Annotated in this window: 11 protein-coding genes; 10 read left to right on the top strand and 1 reads right to left on the bottom strand. The window is 72.6% G+C overall.

Features of this window, described 5'->3' with window-relative positions:
- Positions 1-118 precede the first annotated feature (118 nt).
- The gene (locus tag ACH4TV_RS16865; protein ID WP_398398645.1) at positions 119-1,147 is read right to left on the bottom strand and encodes an NAD-dependent epimerase/dehydratase family protein; all 1,029 of its coding nucleotides are present in this window, start codon (positions 1,145-1,147) and stop codon (positions 119-121) included.
- A 429-nt stretch (positions 1,148-1,576) separates the two neighbouring features.
- On the opposite strand from ACH4TV_RS16865, the gene ACH4TV_RS16860 reads away from it, so the two are divergent.
- The 10 genes from ACH4TV_RS16860 (at position 1,577) to ACH4TV_RS16815 (ending at position 20,472) form a co-directional block, all read left to right on the top strand.
- Complete coding sequence (locus tag ACH4TV_RS16860) at positions 1,577-2,299, top strand: Crp/Fnr family transcriptional regulator (RefSeq protein WP_398398643.1); 723 nt, start codon at positions 1,577-1,579, stop codon at positions 2,297-2,299.
- A 147-nt stretch (positions 2,300-2,446) separates the two neighbouring features.
- Positions 2,447-3,199, top strand: a complete 753-nt coding sequence (locus ACH4TV_RS16855) for a hypothetical protein (protein ID WP_398398641.1) — start codon at positions 2,447-2,449, stop codon at positions 3,197-3,199.
- Complete coding sequence (locus ACH4TV_RS16850; protein ID WP_398398639.1) at positions 3,196-5,811, top strand: hypothetical protein; 2,616 nt, start codon at positions 3,196-3,198, stop codon at positions 5,809-5,811. The genes ACH4TV_RS16855 and ACH4TV_RS16850 overlap by 4 nt, the downstream gene beginning before the upstream one ends.
- The gene (locus ACH4TV_RS16845) at positions 5,804-6,964 is read left to right on the top strand and encodes a hypothetical protein (RefSeq protein ID WP_398398637.1); all 1,161 of its coding nucleotides are present in this window, start codon (positions 5,804-5,806) and stop codon (positions 6,962-6,964) included. The genes ACH4TV_RS16850 and ACH4TV_RS16845 overlap by 8 nt, the downstream gene beginning before the upstream one ends.
- Complete coding sequence (locus ACH4TV_RS16840; protein ID WP_398398636.1) at positions 6,961-7,593, top strand: Pycsar system effector family protein; 633 nt, start codon at positions 6,961-6,963, stop codon at positions 7,591-7,593. The genes ACH4TV_RS16845 and ACH4TV_RS16840 overlap by 4 nt, the downstream gene beginning before the upstream one ends.
- Before the next feature lie 71 nt (positions 7,594-7,664).
- Positions 7,665-10,010: a VWA domain-containing protein gene (locus tag ACH4TV_RS16835; RefSeq protein ID WP_398398634.1), complete on the top strand. Its 2,346-nt coding sequence runs from the start codon at positions 7,665-7,667 to the stop codon at positions 10,008-10,010.
- Between the two features lie 97 nt (positions 10,011-10,107).
- A complete protein-coding gene (locus tag ACH4TV_RS16830) occupies positions 10,108-13,629 on the top strand; it encodes a tubulin-like doman-containing protein (RefSeq protein ID WP_398398632.1) in 3,522 nt (1,173 codons plus the stop codon).
- The gene (locus ACH4TV_RS16825; RefSeq protein WP_398398630.1) at positions 13,626-16,346 is read left to right on the top strand and encodes a hypothetical protein; all 2,721 of its coding nucleotides are present in this window, start codon (positions 13,626-13,628) and stop codon (positions 16,344-16,346) included. Before ACH4TV_RS16830 ends, ACH4TV_RS16825 begins: the two co-directional genes overlap by 4 nt.
- Positions 16,343-18,529 (top strand): hypothetical protein, encoded by a 2,187-nt coding sequence (locus ACH4TV_RS16820; protein WP_398398628.1) that lies wholly within the window; start codon positions 16,343-16,345, stop codon positions 18,527-18,529. Before ACH4TV_RS16825 ends, ACH4TV_RS16820 begins: the two co-directional genes overlap by 4 nt.
- Complete coding sequence (locus ACH4TV_RS16815) at positions 18,526-20,472, top strand: hypothetical protein (protein ID WP_398398627.1); 1,947 nt, start codon at positions 18,526-18,528, stop codon at positions 20,470-20,472. Before ACH4TV_RS16820 ends, ACH4TV_RS16815 begins: the two co-directional genes overlap by 4 nt.
- Positions 20,473-20,475: the final 3 nt, after the last annotated feature.

Raw genomic sequence — 20,475 nt, 5'->3', positions numbered from 1 at the left:
CTGGCCGTGGGCGACGACTACGTCACCAAGCCCTTCGACCTGACGGTACGGACGTGACGGACGTACCGCGCCAGTGCTGGACTTGGAGTGGTGGAACTCGTTGGAGGGATAGCGCAGCTCAGGACATGGATGCCAGGGCGGAGAGGATCGTGGCTTCCTTCTCCGGGGCGAGCCCGTGTTGTGCCCAGCGGGGGTGGTCGACCGGGCGGCCGTCGGCCCGCAGCCATGCCCAGGTGTCGGCGATCGTCTCGGTGAGCGGGCGGCACCGTAGACCTGCTTCCACTGCTCGGTCCGCGTTCACAGACCACACGCCCGCATGGGTACGCCACAAGGGCAGCTCGGTCCACTGCCTCACTCCGTGCTCGGCGAGCGTCTCCGGCTCTGCCCACACCGGCCGACCGTCCGACTCGGTGACGGCGAGGCAGGCGAGCAGGAATTCGCCGAAGCTCGACCCCTCCGGGTGGGCCACGTTGTAGGCGCCTGAGGTGGTCGTCGCGGCCGCTTGGTCCACGGCGAAGGCCGCGACGTCGCGCACGTCCACCGGTTGGATGAACCGGTCGGCCGGGGCCGGTGCCAGGATCGGTCCGCCCCGGTCGGCCCGGTTCAGCCACCACGGCAGTCGGCCCACGTATTCACCCGGTCCGAGAATCACCCCCGGCCGCAGGAACACGGCCCGGTCGCCGAACGCCTCGGCGACAGCCCGCTCCCCGCCGGCCTTCTGGAACCCGTACTTGGTGGGCGAACCGTCCGCGCCGGTGTACCCGAAGGACTCGTCCGCGTCCGACGGGCACTCCAGTACCTCGGAAGCCTCGGTCAGCCTGTGGTGCGGCCACCCCGCGTACACCGACACGGTGGAGACATGCACCCACCGGGATGCCGCATCCCGCAGTGCCTGTGCGGCCAGGCGTACGCCACGCGGCGGTAGCTCGGAACTCGATGTGTCGATCACGGCGTCCCAAGGGCCTTGAGCAGCAAGGCGGTTGAGATCAGCGGCCTCAGTTCGGTCTCCGTGAACCGCGCGCACTCCTGGCACGTCCTGCCCGGACCGGCCACGGTTGAACGACGTCAGGTCCCAGCCGCGGCCCAGCGCCTCCTCGACAACGCTCTTGCCCAGAAACCACGTACCGCCCAAGACCAGAGCCCTCATGCCCAAGATCCTGCCCTTCCCGAGGGGTCGGAGAGAAGGGGCCTCGGGAAGGGGAGGAAGACGGACTGAGGCGGCTTTTACCGCACCGCGCCACCACACCCCCATCACCTCTTCCGCACCGGAAACCTGATTTTCCGCCAAGTCCACCGCATCCGGCCGGTTCCTTGCGTCATTACGGACGGTCGTTCGAGTGGCGGGGCTGACCTGAGGGTCTTGTGGGGCGAACCGGGCCCGGGTGATCCACTCGGTGTGCTGCCTGCGGGGGCGCTGGGGCAGGGGTTCTGGGTGGCCGGGCGGGTTTACGTGCCTATACACGAATTACCGGTCGGTACACCCGTTGTGGCGTAAATCGCTCAGACCAGAGGTTCGTTCTGTCACCATCAACGCCATCGCAAAACCAGGCGGCCGCAACGCGGCGGGGGGCGTGCCATGGGACTGCTAGGCAATGAGCTGGCGTTCGCGCACGCGCTGACCGCCCAGGAGCGCGAGGGCGTCATGGCGCTCGGCAACCCGAAACACTTCGCGGCCGACGCCCATCTCCTCACCGAGGGAGACAGGTCCAGCCATGTCCTGATCGTCGTCAAGGGCTGGGTGACCGTCTCCGTCGCGACCGACCGGGGTGCGACCCGGCTGATACTCGGGCTGCGCGGCCCCGGTGAACTCCTCGGCGAGATGGCCGCGTTGGACCCCCACCCGCGCAGCGCCACCGTCCGCGCCCTGGGCCCGACGGACACCCAGGTCATATCGGGGGACGCGTTCCGCCGCTTCCTCGCCGAGCATCCCCGGGTGAGCGGGCTGGTGATACGCCAGCTGACCTTCCGGCTCCGCAGCGCCGACCAGGAGCGGTCCGCGCTCGCCTCTCTCACCGTGCTCCAGCGTCTGGCCGGCCGGCTCACCGAGCTGTCGGGGTCGGGCGGGCGGCCCCGTGGCCCGTACGCCCCCTCCGGTACCCGCTCCTCGCCCGCCGGTGCCGTCGTCCAGCTGGCCCAGGACGAACTGGCCGCGAGCATAGGGGCCACCCGGGAAGCCGTGGCCAAGAGCCTGCGGTTGCTGCGTACCCAGCAGATCGTGCGCACCGGCAACCGTGTCATCGAGATCCTCGACCCCGAACTGCTCGCCCTTCTCGCCGACGCGGAGGGGCACCAGGCGTAGATCCCCGGCCCGCCGTGTGTAAACGGCCACAGACGGCACTCCCCCCGAGCCCGACTCTGAGGGGGACGGACGACCGAACGACGACCGAACGACGATCGAACGCGCCAGAGAACGCACCAGAGGGGGCACGGGGTGGAGCACGACGCCATGGATCTCACCGAAGCGCGCTACGAGTTGGTGATCAGCGTCGACGCCCGGCGGTCCGGGGAGTACGACGACATCGACAAGCCGCGGATGCGGGAGCGGATATACCGGGTCGTGGAGACGGCGTTCGCGCACGCCAAGGTCACGCGGGACGCCGTACACATGGAGGACCGCGGGGACGGGGTCCTGCTGGCGGTGGCCGGCCGGATCGCGGTGTCGCGGCTGCTCGGGCTGTGGACGGTCGAGCTGCACGAGAACCTGCGCGACGAGAACCGTGCGCTGAAGGTGCCGTTGGGGCTGCGCATCGGGATGCACGTCGGCCCGGTCCGGCACGACGAGCGGGGGATCAGCGGGCGCGCGGTCGACCTCGCCTGCCGGCTCGCCGACTCCGCCGTCGCCCGGCAGCTGCTCGACGCCGAGGGCGCCGACCTCGTCCTGGTGACCTCGAACTCCCTGTACGAGGACGTGGTCAGGGGCGGCGGCAAGTTCATCGAGCCCGCCCGCTACAACTCGGCCCGCCTCACCCTCAAGGAGGGCGAGGTCACCGCCTGGTTCCACCTGCCCGGCCGGCCGGCGCCCGCGATCCCGGCGTCCGCCGAGCCGCCGGCGGCCGACTCCCCCCGTACACCCATCCCCGTGAACATCCCGGTCGACGACTCCGGCAGCAGCTTCATCGCCCACGGCGACCTCTCGGTGCACCACGACAACACCTACCAACAGGGCGTGCACATCGGCCGGAAGGGCGGGGGCGAGTGAGCGACGACCAGCAGTCGGACGACACCCCCGAGGCCCCCGACACCGACGACAGGCCCCCCGAGCCCAAGGGCAAAGACAGCAAGGAAGACAAGAAAGACAAGGCGGAGCGCGAAGAAAAGGACGAAAAACAAGAAAAGCAGGAAAAAAAAGACAAAGAAGACAGTGAGCGAGAGGGGCAGGAAAAGGAAAAAGAGAAGGAGCGCGAGGAGCGGGAGGAGAAGGAGAGGGAACGGGAGAAGGAACGGGAGCTCGCCGCCCAGCGGTTCAAGACCTACACCCGTGCCCCCTTCGCCGAGGAGGAGGGCGAGGACGGGCCCACCGACCTCGCCGCCGTCTCCCGTACGCGCCGCGCCACCCGGCTGCTGTTCGAGTCCGGCCGGGACCTCACCAGCATCGACCGCTCCGTCATCCGCAGCGCCCACATCGGCGACATCTTCCTCGGGATGGACGCCCGCCGGCGCGGCACCGGAATGCGCAGCGGGCCCGTCCCCGACGAGGAGCTGCGCAGGCTGCGCCGGGTGCACGTCGTCCCGGAGGGGTACGTACAGCTGCGCAACGCGCTGCGTGCCCGCCGGCTGCTGGTGCTCGGCGCCGCCCCCGGTACGGGCCGTACGAGCACCGCGCTCTCCCTCCTCGCCGAGGTCACCGCGGACGCGCCGGAGGGTACGGACACCGAGCCCGCCGCCGGGTCGCGGGTGCGCCGGGTCGACCCGGACGGCGGGGTACGGCAGCTCGCCGACTCCCTGGTGGGCGGGGAGAACGAAGACGGCCGCGGCACCGGATACCTCCTCGAACTGTCGCTCACCCGGCCCGGCGCGCTGCCCCCGGACGAGATGGACCTGGACGAGCTGGCCACCGCCCTGGCCCGGTGCGAGGCCTTCGCGGTGCTCGTCGTCACCGTCGGCTCGGCGGCGGGCCCGCTGCTCGCCGGCCGCTACGGCATGCTGTGCCCGCCCGCACCCACCGAGGAGCTGCTCACCACCCGGTTACGGGAGCGGCTGGAGGACCATGTCGCCGCCCAGCCGGAGGGCACCGCCGAGGTCGAGGAACTGCTCGCCCGCGCCGAGGAGTTGGCGGACCGCGAGGAGGTCGTGGACGCGGTCGGGCTGAAGGACCTGCGCCCCGCCGAGGCCGAACTCCTCGCCTCCCTGCTGGCCGGCCATCTGCTGGGCGATCTGTCGTACGACGAGCTGCTGGCCGGCTGTCGCAGCCTCGCCGCCGGGCAGGCCCAGGAGTGGTTCGCCGGCGTGGACCGGACGCTGGCCGCTCCGGCCCGTGAGGGGGAGCGGGAGGCGGACGAGAGGAGCGGGCGGCGGCCGGGGACCGCCACCCTGTTCCACCCCGTGGCGTTCCGGATCGCGCTCGCCGTGCTCGGCGGGGCCTCGCACAGCGCGGTGGCCTCCGCCGCGCATCTGCTGACCTGGGAACTGTCCGTCCAGTGCGACCCCGACCACACGCCCGCCCGCCCCCTGTTCTCCGACGACCCGGTGGCCGACCTGGCTCTCTCCCGCGCCGAACTCACCGACGGCGAGGTCGAGGTGGCCGGTGTCGAGGTCGCGGCCCGGCTCATCTGGTACCGGGGCGGCGCCCTGCCGTCGGCGGTGCTGGCCGAGCTGTGGGAGCGGCACTTCCCCGTGCGGGCGCCGGTCGTACGGTGGCTGCGGCTGCTGGCGGACGATCAGCGCCCCCAGGTGTGGGTACGGGCCGCGGTCGCCGCCGGGGAGCTGTGCGTACGGGACTTCGACCACGGGTTCACCGACCTGGTCCTGCCGCTCGCCGAGGGCACCGTCCACCGCAGGATCTTCGCGGCCACCATGCTGGACCAGGCGGCCGGTCACCCCTCGCACCGCAAGGCCGTACGCAAACTGGTCGAGGACTGGAGCCGGTCCGGGACGTGGATGCTGCGCTCGACCGCGGCGGTGGCCCTGGGCTACGGAAACTGCGCGGACACGACCGATGACGCCCTGGACGCCCTGGCCCGGATCGGGGTCCGCAAGGAGGACGAGGAGCACTCGCTGCAGAAGGCCGCCGCGTTCAACGTGGCCCGGCTGCTGGCGCTGCCGGACGGCGCGAAGGCCGCGCAGGTCGCGAAGGTGCTGCGGCGGATGGCCGACTGGACCCAGCACAAGCGCGAGGAGTACCAGACCCTCGGGCTCGCCAGCACCATCTGGCTCGCCGAGACCCGGGTGGACAAGCTGCTGATCGACGAGCCGGAGCCCTCGCTCGGCGAGCGCGGCGACTGGCCGCTGGCCCTCGCGCTGACCGCCACCTGGCCCGAACTCGCCCTGCCCATCGCCGACTTGATGTGGACCGCGCTCAACACGGCCCGGTCGAAGGACGTGGCCCTGGACGCGCTGGAGCACATGCTGCGCAGCGCTGTGCGCAAGGACGGCACCGAGTGGACGAAGCCGGGGCTGGCGGCGCTGCTGCCCGCGCTGGCCGCCGAGGAGGCCGACCGGCGGCGGCTGGACTGGCTGCTGCGCCGAATGATGAACGATCCGGACGATCCGCTCCCCGACGCTCGGGCGCGTTCCCTGTGGTGGCTCGCTGTCGCACCGTCCGGCGCACCGCGGATCCGGACCGGCGAGGAGGAGAGGCAGAGGCATGGCTGAGTACGGCAGGGGCGCCCACACCGACAACGCTGACGACGACGAGAACGAGTACAGGAAATGGAAGGAGTACGCCAACAGGAACGGCAACAGGAACGGAAACAGGGGCGCCAACGGGAATGGGAACGGGAACGGGAACAGGGAGGGGCGCAGGGCCTCGGACGCCGATCGCGGGCCCGCGGGGCCCTTCCTGAAGGAGTACCCGCCGGGCGGCGAGCAGCCGCAGGTGAGCGCCCAGAAGGCGTTGGTGCGGTTCTACCGCAGCGGCGGCCACAGCGTGATCACCGTGACCGGTACCCAGCACGTCGGCAAGCGGGCGCTGGCGCGGCCGTACACCGTCTGTGAGATCGCGCTCGGCACCTATCAGACGACGCTGGAGATGGAGTTGCCCGCGGTCGGCGCCACCACGTTCTTCAAGGCCGAGGTGGACATCCACTGGACGGTCGTCGATCCGCATCTGGTCGCCGTGCAGGTCGTGACGGACATCGCCAAGCGGCTCAGCGCGCCGGTGCTCGAGCGGCTGCGCGAGGTCACCTCGGCTTTTCGGGTGCACGAGGTCGAGCAGGCCGACCGGGCGATCACCCGGGAGTGCGCGAGCGCGCACTGGGGCGTGGTGGGCGGCGAACTCGGCCTGAACGTACGGCTGTACGTCCGGCTGCGGGCGGACGACCGGACCATCGAGCACATGGACGGCATCCGGGACGCGCACGCCTCGGTCGAGGTGACGCGGGTGCACCAGCAGCGGTTCCGGGCCATGTTGCAGGGCGGGGAGCTGGCGCAGCTCAGCTTCATGCTGGCGGCCGCCCCGGAGGAGGCCAAGGACTTCCTGGAGAAGATCCGTCAGGAGGGCCGGCAGGACGAGAAGGAGCGCGTCGACCGGCTGTTCGACATGGTCGAGAGCGGTCAGATCCAGTCCAACGACGTGGAGACGCAGGCCCTCAGCCTCCTCAACCAGGGCCGCCTGGGCGGGGTCCACGGCCCCATCGGCTCACTGCCCGCCCGCCGCAACGGCAGGAACGGCCGGCCCGCTCCCGAGCTGGAGCCGTCCCGCGACACCCCGTTCACACCGGACTGGGTGTCGGACGATCCCCCCGCCCGCAGACGCCCCCGCGACGACGGCTGGGACTGGGCGGACACGGAGGAGGACGGGCGATGACCGCCGACGGGGGGACACCCGGGGGAACGGGGGGCGGCGGTGCCACAGGTCAGGTCGGGCCCGAGCCGTACGGGGGTCGGCACGGGCCCGACCGTTCCGGGGAGCGTACGGGCGAACGGACAGGCGATTGGACGGGTGATCGGACGGGTGAGCGTCTCGCCGAGCGCGTCGCCGAGCGGCTGCTCAGCACCGTGCGGGAGGATCTCGGCCGCGCCGACTCGAAGGCGGCGGTGCTGCTGTCGGGGACGCTCGCGCTGCCCGCGTTCCTCATCGGCTGGCAGGGCGCCCCGGGCTGGCGCGGGCCCGCCGACGTGACGCTGGTCCTGGCGGGCGTGCTCTGGACGGTCGCGGTGACCGCGCTGGTGGGGGCGCTCATGCCGCGCACCGGCACGGTCCGGAGCCGGGACGCGGTGACGTACTTCGGCGATCTCGTGGGCGCCCGCCGCGACCTCGCGGGCCTCGCCGCCCGCGTCGCCGAGGCGGGGCGCGATCCGGCGGGCTGGCTGCTCATCCAGGCCGTCGACGTCAGCGCGATCCTCTCCGCCAAGTACCGGGCCATCCGCTGGGGAGTGGGCTCCCTCGCACCCTCGGCGGCGCTGGCCCTCGCCTGGAGCATGACGGCGCGCTGAGTCCAGGAGATCCAGCTCAGGAAATCCAGTCCAGGAACCTCACCAGAACATCGGAACACCAGGGGACGGCCGTGGGACGAGTCAACGGAATACGAGAGTCGAGAAAGGGCCGGGCGCGCCGCGCCGCGCTCTCCGTGCTGGGTGCCACCGCGGTGCTCGTGTCCCTGTCGGCGCCCACCGGTCCGCACCCCGGCCCGGACGCCGTACCGGTGGCGGAGTCCGAACCGGCGTTCCCGGCGGTCAACTACGTGGTCGCCGTGGACGAGTCGGCGAGCCTCGCGGACGCGGACATGGCGGCGGAGAAGGCCGCCGCCGCGCGGATCGCGCTGGGTGACGTGTCCTCGGCCTCCCATGTCACGGTCTTCGGTTTCGCCGCGGCCGAGGACGCCGGGCAGAGCGCTGTGGACCCGGTGTGTCCGCGCACCACGCTGGACGCGGCGGGCCGGGAGACGATCGGCGCCTGTGTCGGCAAGCTGCGCAAGCGCAAGGCGAACGAGGGCACGGGCACCGACTTCCCGAGCGCGATCCGGCAGGGCGTGCACGAACTCACCACCGGCACCGACCCGTTGGAGCCCCGGGTGCTGTTCCTCCTCACCGACGGGAAGATGGAGGTCGAGGACAGCCCCAAGTACGGCGACCCGGCGCACCGCGCGGCCGAGGGCGAACGGCAGTTGAGCCTGGCGCTCAAGGACGCCGCCGAGCAGGGTGTGCAGATCTGGCCGCTCGGCTTCGGATCGCGGCCGGACCAGAGGCAGTTGGACCGGATCGCCGCCGGCGGCTTCCAGCAGGGCTGTACCGAACTGCCCTCCGCCAGGCCGAAGGCCGAGAAGGTCTCCGGGGCGAAGGACGTCGGCACGACCCTGGAGCGGATCTTCGCCGCCGCGCACTGCATGCGGCACGTGCCGGGCCCCACTCCCCAACGGCCGCCCGCCACCCTGGAGATCGGCATCTCCCCGCTGGCGACCGTGGGCAGCATCGTCGTCGACAAGGGTGACCCCGAGGTCAAGATCACCTACACCGACCCGGCCGGTCACCAGGTTCCCACCTCCGGCACCTACCGTGACTCGACGTTCGAACTCGCGGGCGGCACCGGCACCGTGGAGGCGCTGAAGATCGTCGACCCGCTGCCCGGCGTGTGGAAGGTGAAGGCCGAGGCACCGGAAGGGCACCGCTCGCTGCCCGTCGCCGTGAGCGTGCTGTGGCAGGGCGAACTGCGCGGCGCGATCAGCATGGACCCGCCGTCCCCGCAGGCCGGCGACGAGGTCACGGTGACAATGCGCCTCCAGACCCGCGAGGGCTACGAGATCAAGGACCCGCGCGACTACGAGGGACTGCGCGTCCGCAGCGAGCTCACCGGCGACGGTTTCAGCCCGTTCGCGCTCACCCTCACCGACAACGGCAAGGGCAAGGACGAGAAGGCGAGCGACGGCTCGTTCACCGGCACCGCCGGCATCCCGGAGAGCGCCGCCGGGGCGCTGAAGGTGAGCGCCACCCTGACGGCCGCCGGCCTGAGCGCCGACACCCGCAGCGAGGGCGGCCGGGTCGCCCCCGGCACCCTGCCCGTCACCACCGCCCTCGACCTGCCCGCCGGGGACACGCATCCCGGCGGCAAGGTCACGGGCACGCTGGCCGTCCACAACACGAGCGACGCCCCGCACACCCTGAAGCTGTCCGTCACCGACCTCAAGGCGGGGCTGCTCACCGTCACGCCGGCCGAACTCACCCTGAAACCAGGCGAGTCAGGCACCCGCAAGGTGACCGTCGAGGTCGCCCCCGCCGACGTCTTCGGCGACCGCCTCGGCGACGACGGGCTGCCGCTCGCCGGCACCGTCACCGTCGTCGACACCACCGACGGCGACCTCACCCTCGTACAGGAACCGCTGTCGGTGCAGGTGACGCCGGAGCCGGGGCTCTGGGAGAAGTACTGGTGGGCGTTCCTGGCCGCCGCCGTCGTGATCGCCCTCGCCGTCGCGGCCGTCCTCGCCTGGACCCGGCTGCGCCGCACCCGGCGGGACCCGCACGGGCTGGTGCTGCGGCTGGTCGACGCGAACGGCGAGTTCCTGCCGGGCGAGCACATGGCCGGGCACGGACACAAGCAGTGGTACGAGTTCGGCGTCGCCGAGGCCCACCTCAGCCCGCGTATCGAGCGCCGCGCGCACGGCCCGTACGCCGTCCAGCGCAACCCCAACGGCGGGGCGGTGGTGCGCCGTCGGGACAGCGGCCGGACCCCGCTGCCGGTCGGCGGGCAGATCCAGCTGACCGAGGGGCTGAGCCTGGCGCTGGGCGAGGACACCCGTCAGCGGAAGGGCCGTCCGGGCCGCCGCCCGCGTCCCGGCCGGCCGTCCCCCGCCGCCACCCCCGCTCCGGACACCGGCGGGCAGGACAGCCCGAGCGCCTACGACCAGACGTACCTGTGACACCCGGCCCCAGCCCCAGACCCAGCCCCACAGCCACACCCATGGACGTACCGAGCACGACCACGCGGCCCAGCGGCCGTGAGCGGGGAGGAAACCCATGAAGATCTTCCAGCCGATGCTCTTCGTCGGCCTGGGCGGCACCGGCGGCCTGGTCGGCGCCGAACTGGAGCGCAGACTGCGCGCCGACCTGTGCGGCCCGGACGGTGTCTCGTTGCAGGGCCGGCTCAGCGGCCACGCCCCCTACCAGCTGCCCGACTGCCTGCAGTTCGTGTACGCGGACTACAGCGAGTCCGACCTCCAGCGGCTGCCGCAGTTCACCGTCGACCCGTCGCTGCGGGCCGCTTACTCCCGTACCTCACGGGCGACCCACGACCTGCTGCCGAACTTCGACAGTTCGCCGGAGGTCACCAAGATGCTCCGGGCGAGTCTGCGCGGGGAGGTCGCCGACTGGCTGCCGCCGCGCACCGACGAACCGCGCGTCACCCCGCTCCACAACGGCGCGGGCCAGCTGCCGACCGTCGGCCGCGCCGCCCTGTTCGCCACGCTCCGGCACGGCCTCGCGCCCGTCCTCACCCCGCTGCTCCAGGCGATCGACGCGCTGGCCAGGTCGGCCGGTGAACTGAGCGAGCTGGGCGGCGGCAAGGTCAACGGCTGCGATGTGTTCGTCGCCTTCTCGGTGGCCGGCGGGACGGGCGCCGGCATCTTCCTGGACTACCTGCACCTCATCAACCACGCGTTCCAGCTGCGCCGGTTCAACGGCGTGAAGATCTACCCGCTGGTCGTCATGCCGTCGTCGTTCTCCTCGGCCACGGGCGGCGGACGCGAGGCCGAACTCAACGCGGCCCGCTCGCTCGTCGACCTGTTCCGGCTGGTCGACGGGCAGAACGCGCCGACCGAGGGGGCCGAGATCGGCGACCTCGACCAGAGCGCCGGGCTCGGCGTCCGCTACCCGGGCGCCACCCCGATCCGGCTGCGCACCGGCATCCTGCCCACCGCGTTCCTGTTCAGCCCGACCGCCGGCATCCGCCCCGACGACCTGCGCCGCTCCATCGTCTCCCTCGTGATGTCGCTGATCGGCACCGAGCTGGGCGACAGCCGCGCCCGGGGCCGTACGACGGTCAGCGACGACGACTTCCAGACCTTCGCCGCGAGCTTCATCAACCGGGGTGTGCACCGAAGTGCCCTCTCCCCCACCGGCATCGGCCGCCAGGGCGTCTCCACCAGCCTCGTCGCGTCGATGACCGTACCGATGGACCAGCTCGCCGACCTGGTCGCGGGGCGGCTGCTGCGGGAGGCGGTCACCGATCTCGTGGAACGGCCGCGGACCGCGCTGCGGGAGGCGACGGTGCCGATGATCCGGCAGCTGTTCGCCGACTCCCACCTCGAAGAGCTGTGGGAACGCAGGCAGTTGCCCGTCCTGGACCCCGATCCGCTGCCGCGCGGCGGCAAGGCGATCGAACAGGCGCTGGGCGAACGGATCTCGGACATGCAGCGCCTGCTGTCCGACCTGAGGTCCGTCACCGAACGCTCCGCCACCACGATGGCCGACCGGTTCGCCCCGCGCCCCGCCATCGACAAGCTCCTCCAGACCGTGGACCCCTTCCACGCCGACCGCGTCGTCCGCGGCCTCACGGACAGCGAGGACCAGATCGCCCGGCTCGGCTTCCTCGGCATGCTGGACGCCCGCTCCCGCGCCCCGCAGCGCCCGCCGGGCATGACGGAGCAGCCGCCGAAGATCCCCCGCATCAAGGGCCGGCTGGCCGGTATGTCACCGGCCCGCTGGGGCGACGACGACGTCCAGGCCGCCCTCCAGGAGCAGGATGCCTGGTACCAGTGGCGCTGCCGCACCCTGTGGCACGAGGCCTGGCGCGAGCAACAGCAGCACTGGCGCTCCCAGGCCGACACGGCCGGCGCCGACCTCGGCCGGCTGGTCAACGCGTTCCGCGCGCACAGCGACCAGGAGCGCAAGGTGTCCGCGCAGAAGGGCATGGAACTGTACGAGGACCGCACGGGCATCTCGTACCTCCTCCCGCCGCAGCGCACCCTCAACCACTTCTACGAGGACCTGGTGACCCGGCTCATCCGCCGGGAGGGGCTGCGCGAGACGGAGGACGCGGCGGCGCTGCTGCTCAAGCTGGTCGACGGGACCACCTGGCAGCAGGTCCACGGGATCAGCCGGCGCAGCCCCGAGGGCGCGGTGTCGACCGTGAAGGCCCAACTGGAGGGAAGGATCACGCGGTTGTTCGCGGAAGGTGGCGAACGACTCGAAGAACGCCCCCTGTTGCCGTCCATGAGCACCCTGCTGGCCGCCGCGGCCGGCAACGCGGACGCCACCGACCAGGTCAGCAAGGAGGCCCTCGACCTGTTCGGCCGCAAGCTGACCGGGCTGTTGCCGGTGGGCTTCACCCCGGAGGGCACCGGCCCCCTACGCGTGCTGGTCACCTACCCGCGCGTGGAGGCCGTGGAGGAGGTCGAGCAGTACCTCGGCAAGGCCCTGCGCCTCCCCTCGGACGCGCGAAACTCCGTCGAGTACAGGGGAGTTGAGAGCGACTCGGTGACGGTCGTCCTCTTCCGCAGCGAGATGAGCCTCACCCAGGTCCCCGAGGCCCGCAAGGTGCTGCGCCAGTGGGCCAGGGCCAAGGACAACGAACAGGCCCAGGACGTCCTGCGGTGGCGCCAGCGGCTCGGCTACAAGGACAGCTGGATGGTCAGCGGCGAGGAGGACCGCCGCGTCATCCTGCACCGGCTGCTGTGCTGCATGTGGAACGGCCAGGTCGACGTGGTGGACGGCGAGACCGCCTCCCCGGACCGCGTCCGGCTGCGCCTGCACCCCGAGAAGGGCCCCCAAGTACCCGGCGTACGCCTCCGGTTGGGCGAATTCCCCGGCGGCGTCTCCAGCTGGGCCGAACTCCTGCGCTCCTACGAACGCTGGACCGTCCTCGACGACGAGATCACCGTCGAGGACTACTGCCGCGAGCTGATGAGCGCCCAGCCGCTGGGCCTGACGAGAAGCAGCAGCGAGCCGCACCCCCTGTTCGTCGAACTCGTCGAGAAGGTCGCCCCCCGCCAGCTGGAGCTGCTCGCGGAGCGCCGGGAACGGGACGGCGAGCGCGTCGAGGGCTGGGTACGCCCCCTCTGGGAGTTCTGGGCGGAAACCCTCCCGGCCGCCCTGGACACCGAGTTCGGCGACCAGCGCGCCGTCCAGCCGACCCTGCGCACCCTCCTCGAACACGTCCGCGGCGGCACCCCGGCCCCCCGCCGCCGCCCCGCCCCGGCCACCCCCCGACGCCCCGTCGACGACGAGGACGACTGGGGCACGGCACCACGGACCCCGGAAGCCTCGGTGGACGAGTACGAGGACAACGGATACGACAACACCGGTGCGTACGACGGCAGTTCACGTTTCTCCACGAGGAACATCGATGACGGTGACGGTGACGTCCGCAGGGGCGACGGGCGCCGGACCGACGGTCGCGTCAACGGCTCCCCGTACGGCACGGACCGTCCCTTGGCCCCCTGGGACCAGCCCGACGACGACCGCGCCGACCGCGACCACCGCACCGACCGTCCGTACGACAGGGACGGCGACAGCTCCCCCTGGGACGGAGACGCCCAGTGAGCACGCCCATGGGCTTCGGCCCCGTCGTCATCCAGCTCGACCTGCGCTCCGGGGCGGCGGAACTCGACACCGCCCCGGCACTGCGGGCCCGCGTCGCCCGTCAGCTGGGCCGGGCCGGGCTGCCGGAACCCGACGACCCGCTGTTCCTGGTGACGGACACCCCGGCCGGGCTCACCGACCACCAGCGGCAGTACGAACTCCTCACCGCCTACCGGGCCGTGGGCGACGTCAGGATCCTGGTCCTGCTGGTGGGCAGCGCCCCCGGTTCGTACGCCGGACAGGACGAGGCCTACCGGCCCGACCGGCGACTGCTGCGCCCCGCGGTCCTGCGCACCGACCGCACGGCCATCCTGTGGGCCGGCGACCTGCGCTCCGCCCGCACGGCACTGGAGCAGCCCGCGCCGGACGACCCGGACGCGCTGGCGGTACTGGTGGACGTGCTGTCGGTGCCGGACGTCTATCTGCGGGTGCTGTCGGACCTGGAGGCGCTGCCCGACGCCGTCGCCGCACCCGGCGTACGGCTCCTTGAGCAGGATCTCCCCCCGGAGGTGCGCGACCGGGCCTGGCGTGACGCGCTCACCCGGTTCGCGGGCCACGACACCGAACTCGCGCCGTCGGCAGCCGTCGCGTCCGGCGCCGATCTCCCGGACCCGCTACGGGCGTTGGTAGCGGGCCGGGGCGGCCGGGACCAGCAGCACCGGCAGCCGGGCGGCCCGGCGGACGACACGTACCGCGCCTGCGCCGACGCCCTCGACTACGCCGACGAGGCCCTGGCCGGCCTGCGCACCCTCCCCGGCCTCCTGCGCCCCGCCCGCCGCACCGTCTTCGAGGCGGACCTCGACGAGGCCCGCCGCACCCTCGACACCTACCGCGACCTCGTCGGCAGGGCCCTGCGCGCCGGCACCGGCTCCACCGCCGAAACAGCGGCCCAACTCACCGACCTGGGCCTCCGGGTACCCACAGCCGAGGGCATGCGCGACCGCATCGGCGAGGGCCTCCGCGAATACGCCGAAAAACTCCTCGGCCAGGGCCTCCCCCTGCGGTCAGTGGCCCAGCGATTCACGGGCCTGGCGGGAAGGGTAGAACCGGTCCCGGGCTCGGCGCTGCTACCGAGGCTGGCCGAGTTCGGCAACGACGCGACGTCCCGGGGCGCAGCTATGAACTCGGCCGCGACCAGCGCCCCTCCAGGGGCGCGGGGAACTGCGCGACAAGCCCCCACGGACCCGCAGCTTCAAACGCACCCTTCTCGCGCAACACTCATCACCGGCTTCGTAGCAACCGCCGCCGGGCTACTAGGCGCCCTCTGGCAAGGCCCCCTCCTCGCACTGGCCCTCACAGTCCCCCTCCTCTTCGTCACCATGGCGCACCTGGGCGCGACCCGGCTACGGGACGCGGGCCGCCCAGGCCGATGGGCAGTCGCCCCCCGAATCGCGGCCGGCGCCGGCGCCGCAGCCGGCGCGATCACGGCGTACGCAACAAACCCCCCGCTCTGGCTGAGCACCGCCGCCCTGCTCGCAGCCCTCGCCGCTGCGGCAGAAACCGCCCGCCGCCTGTGGCGAACCGCAGCCGACACCTGGGCCCCCGGCCACACCACCGCCAAGCTCCGCAGGACACTGCACGGCCTCGACGCCCTGCTCGCCGAGGGCGTCCAGGAGCACTGGGCCGTCGAGGAACGCCTGAACTGCGCCGACGCGGCCCGTTCCGTCGCCGGCGTGCTGCGCGCGACCGCAGCGGCGGCGGAGGCCGAGGCGGTGCCCGAGTCCGAGCGGGCGACCTCCGACGCCGGGGGATTCGCGGCGGACGACTGGCTGTCGAGCACACCGGACGCCTTTCCCTCGTCCGGAGACGAGGCCGCCCCGGGCGCGGACGAGAAGGACGGCAACGAGGACTGGATGAGCGCGTACGCCTGGCCGGACGCCCCGTCCTGGGACAACCCCGCCGACGGCACCGCCCACACCGAACCGACAGACACCACGCGTCCGGCCGTATCCGCCGAGCAGTCGATACCGCGCTGGCTGGACCGGGAGACCGGTGAGGGCGGGCCGGAGCTGGTCTCCACCCTGGCCGGTGACCTCGCGGACGCCGCGTTGAAGGCGATGACCGACTACTGGGGCGCCGTGGAACGCGGCCAGACCGGCACTGGAGCCGCACGGCGCATCGAGGGCCGGGTCGCGGAACTCCTCTCGACGGCCCGCCGCCACCTCCGGCACAACGGGGTACTGGCCCCGCCCCCCTTCGCGTCCCCCCGCCGCACCCGCGCCGCCTCGGCGAACCTGCTGGGCACCGATCCGCACGGGCTCGCCGGACTGGTCGGCGCGGACGCCGAACGGCAGGCCGTGGTCCAGCTGTCCTCGCCCGACCAGGGCGCGCTGCTCAGCCGGGACCCGGCAGCCGCGGTGTGGATCAGGTTCGCGCCGCTGGCCGTACGCGACGAGGTCGAGAAGGCCTGGCGTACAAGCGGTTCGGGCCGCCCCGAGGAGGAGGTGGCGTGGACGTCGTCGGGACGGTACGCGGGCCTCCTCCGGCTCACCCCGCTGCGCCCCGGCGTGGTCGACACCTTCCGCCCCCGCCAGGACGGCGACGGGAACGACTACGGGCACCGGAACGGGAACGGACCGACGAACGGCCAGGCGAACACGCAATCGAACACGCAGACCAACGGACACGGGTACGAGTACGAGGTCCCCTACGACCGAGGGGACGGCGACCGCTGGTGACCCCCACCACGCGTCCCGGGCCGGACCGTCCGGCGGGTCCCGAAGGCCCCGCCGACGCCAAGCTCGGCTTCAGCACCCCCTCCGGGCGCCGCCGGATCGCCCGGATCCGCTTCGGCCCCGAGTCCCGGCGCGACCCCCAACTGCCCCCGCTGATCCGCAACGCCCTGCTCGACGACCGGGGCCAGGGCCAACGGTGCGTACAGGTGCGCCTGCCGGCCACCGACGCCTCAACTCCCGCTGCCCGCACGCTCCTTGACACCGAGGCGGGCACCGCACTGCGGCTGCATCAGCTGGTCGACGGCACGGAGTACGTGTCGCTCTTCCCCCGGCTCATCGGCTACGAACTCGACACGGACGAGCCGTTCCTCCTCTACGACCCGCCGCGCGGCGCCACCGCCGCGCGCACCCATGTGATGTCGGCGACCGACCAACGAGTCCTCACCCGCGATCTGATGCTCGCCCTGTGCCTGCTGGACGGCCAGGGCCTGGTGCCGCGCGGTATCTCGCCCGCCACCGTGCTCTGGGACGGCACCTCGCTCCAGCTCTGGGGACTGGAGGGCGTGACCCGGGTCGGCCGCCCGAGGAGCGCATGGGGCAGCGCCCCCTACTCCTCGCCCGAACAGCGCCGGGGCGAGGGCCTCGTCGACTCCCGGGACGCGGTGTGGAGCGCGGCCCAGGTGCTCTACCGGCTGGTGACCGGCCAGCACGGCCACCCCGACCGGCCGCCCGCCGATCTCGCCGAACACCGGGTCCTCAACGAGACGTTGAGCGAGGCCTTCGCACCCCGGGCCGCCGGCCGCCCGGCCCCGGCCCAGCTGCTCGACCTGCTGGCCCCCGGCGCCGCCCGCCGCGTCGCGCTCGTCTCACCCCCCGACGAGACCCGTCAGGACCGGGCGGTGTTCGAACAGGCGCTGCGGGCCAAACGGCAGGCGCCCCCGGCCCAGCCCGAACGGGGGCGGGGGACCGGGCTGGGCGAGAGCGAGGTGCTCTGCCCGTACTGCCTGGAGACCATCCAGCTCGACCTCGGCGCGCTGTACGTCACCGACAGCCGTATGCAGTACCAGCCCCTGAACCTCGCGGGCGTCAGCAAACTGCGCCGCCAGGACGTCATGCGCGGCGCCGTCCAGAAGTGCACGGCGGACCCGGCGTTCCCCGAACACTTCATCCCCGTCCCGTACTTGACGTACGGCCGCCCGCTGACGGTCGCGATGGTCGGCCAGTCCTCCACCGGCAAGAGTCATCTGCTGACCCAGATGATCGCCGGGATCACCGACGGCGGCCTGGAACCCTTCGGCCTCACCTGGCAGTCCGTCAACCCCGAACAGCATGCCCGGTTCGTACGGGAACGGGTGCAGCCCCTGCGCAACGGCCGCGTCCTGGACCACACCACCGCCCTGGGCCTGGACGGCTTCGCCCGGTTCGTCGAGTCCCTCCTCATCACCGACGCCCACGGGCAGGTGCGCCCGGTCGCCTTCTTCGACCTGGGCGGCGAGGACCTCGTACGGACGGACACGGCCCTGCGTTTTCTGCTCGGGGTGGACGCCCTGGTCTTCGTCGTGGACCCCGTACTGGCGCTCCCGCTCCCGCAGTTGGACCACGCGAGGGAACGCGGCGGTGTGGAGGTGAACCGGGACGGCGACCTCGCCTTCGCGACGGTCCTGGACCGACTACCGAAGACGGGCCCCTACCTGGAGGTGGCGGCCACGATGGTGCTGGGCAAGGCGGACCTGCTGCGCTTCCAGTCCCCGGTGGACCGCTGGCTGGCCCGGGGGCCGAGTACAGCCCTCGACGCGACGCTGATGCGCGAGGAGAGCCAGGACGTCCACGCGCTCCTGCGCCGCCATGCCGGCCAGGCCTGGCTGCGGCCTTTCGACGCGATCCGCCGGTGCACCCTGCACGTCGCGTCGGCCACCGGCGGCCAGGAGGACCAGGGCCGCTATCCGGCGGGCGCGGCGCCACGGCGCGTACTGGAACCGCTGCTCTCCCTGCTGGCGATGCACGGCCTGATCGACGTGCCGGGCGGCCCGGAGGCGTTCGCGCGCGGCGAGGGGGCCGGGTGGGAGGCGGTGCCGCCGGGCGAAGGGCCCGAAGAGTCGGAAGGACACGGGGAGTTCGGCGTATCCGGGGCGCGCGGAGCGGGCGGTCCCGGACGGGAACGGGAACGGGGAGGGGAAGAGAAGTGAGCGAATTCCAGGACCTGGGGTACGAGGAGCGGGCCGGTTCCGTCACCGGTACCGATACGGGTACGGGTACGGGTACGGGTACCTCGGTGGATCAGATCGTCTTCCGGTGGGAGGGCAACCAGGGCCGTCAGGGCACCGGCATGATGGCCGTCGCCCACTCCTGTCCGACCGAGCGCGCCGAGGAACTCGGCCGGGAACTGGGCCCGTTGCTGTGGGTGTCGGGCCCCGGCGCCGCCCGCCCGAGTGTCGTACGGACCCTGTCCCGCGACGGCGACGTCATGCTCGTCCAGCGCTGGCCCACGACTGACCGCGCCGGTCGTCCCAGCACGGTCAGCCACGTCCTGATCGGTGCCCCCGGCACCCTGAAGACCCGGCAGTGCCTGGGGCTGGCGTACGGCGGCTGGAGCACCCAGGAGACAGCGGAGGAGGCGGCCGGACCGCTGTCCGTGCTCGCGGGCGCGGAGCTCGACGCGCTGGCGCGGCAACGGCTGCCGATGATGCTGGACCGGCTGGAGAGTGTGCGGCGCGCGCTGATCCTGGTGGCGGCCCAGTGGCTGCGTGATCCGGCGCAGCGGGTCTCCCTGCTGGTGGAGGAGGAGACGCCGGCCGGGTGGCCCGACCAGGACGGCGCGCCGTTGGTCTACCTCGGCCTGTTCCTCCTCTTCGGCACCTGGACGGGCCACGAGTGGACGTTCGCGACGTACGACACGGTCGACACCCACCCCCTTCGCCTGACGTGCGTCCCCCGCTGGGAGCAGGACACCGGGGGCTCCGGCCCGCTGGCCCGGGTGGAGGACCGCAAGGTCGCCACCCCCCGCCTCGAACACCACGCGGCGGCCCACCTGGTCAAGCATCTCCTCGCCCACCCGGACGCGGACCCCGGCGTACCCCAGCTGGTGGAGCAGCTGAGGGGCGGCGCGACGCTGGACTGGGCGCGGCGGGGCGACCTGCTGCAGAAGATCCTGAGCGCGGACCGCCGGGCCGGTGAACGCCCGGAGCCACCACCGGCACCACGTCGGCCGTTTCGGAAGCCGGAACGGAACCAGGACCGGTATCCCCAGCCGGGCTCGCCACCGGCGCAGCGGCCCTACGAGGAGGCGACCTACCAGGAACGGCCCGCTCCGGCGCCCCCGTACCCGGAACCGCCGTACCCGGAACCGCCGTACCCGGACGCGCACTTGGAGCCCGCTCCCCATCCCTCTCCCCCGCTTCAGCGCCGACCGCCCGAGCCCGAGCCCGACCTCAACCCTGACCCCGACCCGTACGCACTCCACCAGGACCTGTGTGCCTACCGGCGCGCGGATCACCTGCAACACCGTTTCCTGGTCGCGCAGTTGCACGACCTGTCCGACGACGTGCTCCTGCGCGAGCTGCGCACCGGCGAACTGCCGCCGGACGCCGTGGAGTTGCTGCTGACCGAACTGGGCGACCCGCAGCGCCTCCGGACCCGCCGCCGGGACATGCAACACGCCCTGTGCGCACACGTACTCGGCAACAACCTGTACCTGCCGCCCCACGGACAGGGCGTCGAGTCCGCGTCGCGAGTGGCCCTGGCGGCCCGGGCGGCCGACCTCTTCACCTGGGCCGTGGCGCCGATGGCCCGTGAGGAACGCTATCTGCACGACCTCCAGGAACTGCTGGCCAGAATGAGCCGGGACCCCCATCCCACCGGGGGCAACTGGCTCTGGCAGAGCATCATCTCCCCGGCGAACGGCCAGGTCCCCGACCTGCCGCCGACGGTGTGGCAGCAGATCCTGCGCGACGTGCTGACCCGCACGGACAGACCACAGCCCACCGCTCACCCACCCCTCTCGTCCACGCCCCCGGAACCCCTCACCACCACGGCCCGGCTCTCCGAGCTGTCGAACAACCCGGGCTGCGTGATCGGGGCGTGCGCGGTCGTGATCGCCGTACTCATCACGATCGCGGTGATGGTGATGTGATCG

Source organism: Streptomyces sp. NPDC020898, from assembly GCF_044333925.1.
GTDB lineage: Bacteria > Actinomycetota > Actinomycetes > Streptomycetales > Streptomycetaceae > Streptomyces.
Note: the sequence above shows the minus strand (reverse complement) of the source record. Positions and strands in the feature narration are given on the sequence as shown.

What these genes read in the sequence shown, in the direction of transcription:
- ACH4TV_RS16865 (WP_398398645.1), bottom strand. Translation starts at nt 1,147, where the DNA reads ATGAGGGCTCTGGTCTTGGGCGGTACGTGGTTTCTGGGCAAGAGCGTT.
- ACH4TV_RS16860 (WP_398398643.1), top strand. Translation starts at nt 1,577, where the DNA reads ATGGGACTGCTAGGCAATGAGCTGGCGTTCGCGCACGCGCTGACCGCC.
- ACH4TV_RS16855 (WP_398398641.1), top strand. Translation starts at nt 2,447, where the DNA reads ATGGATCTCACCGAAGCGCGCTACGAGTTGGTGATCAGCGTCGACGCC.
- ACH4TV_RS16845 (WP_398398637.1), top strand. Translation starts at nt 5,804, where the DNA reads ATGGCTGAGTACGGCAGGGGCGCCCACACCGACAACGCTGACGACGAC.
- ACH4TV_RS16840 (WP_398398636.1), top strand. Translation starts at nt 6,961, where the DNA reads ATGACCGCCGACGGGGGGACACCCGGGGGAACGGGGGGCGGCGGTGCC.
- ACH4TV_RS16830 (WP_398398632.1), top strand. Translation starts at nt 10,108, where the DNA reads ATGAAGATCTTCCAGCCGATGCTCTTCGTCGGCCTGGGCGGCACCGGC.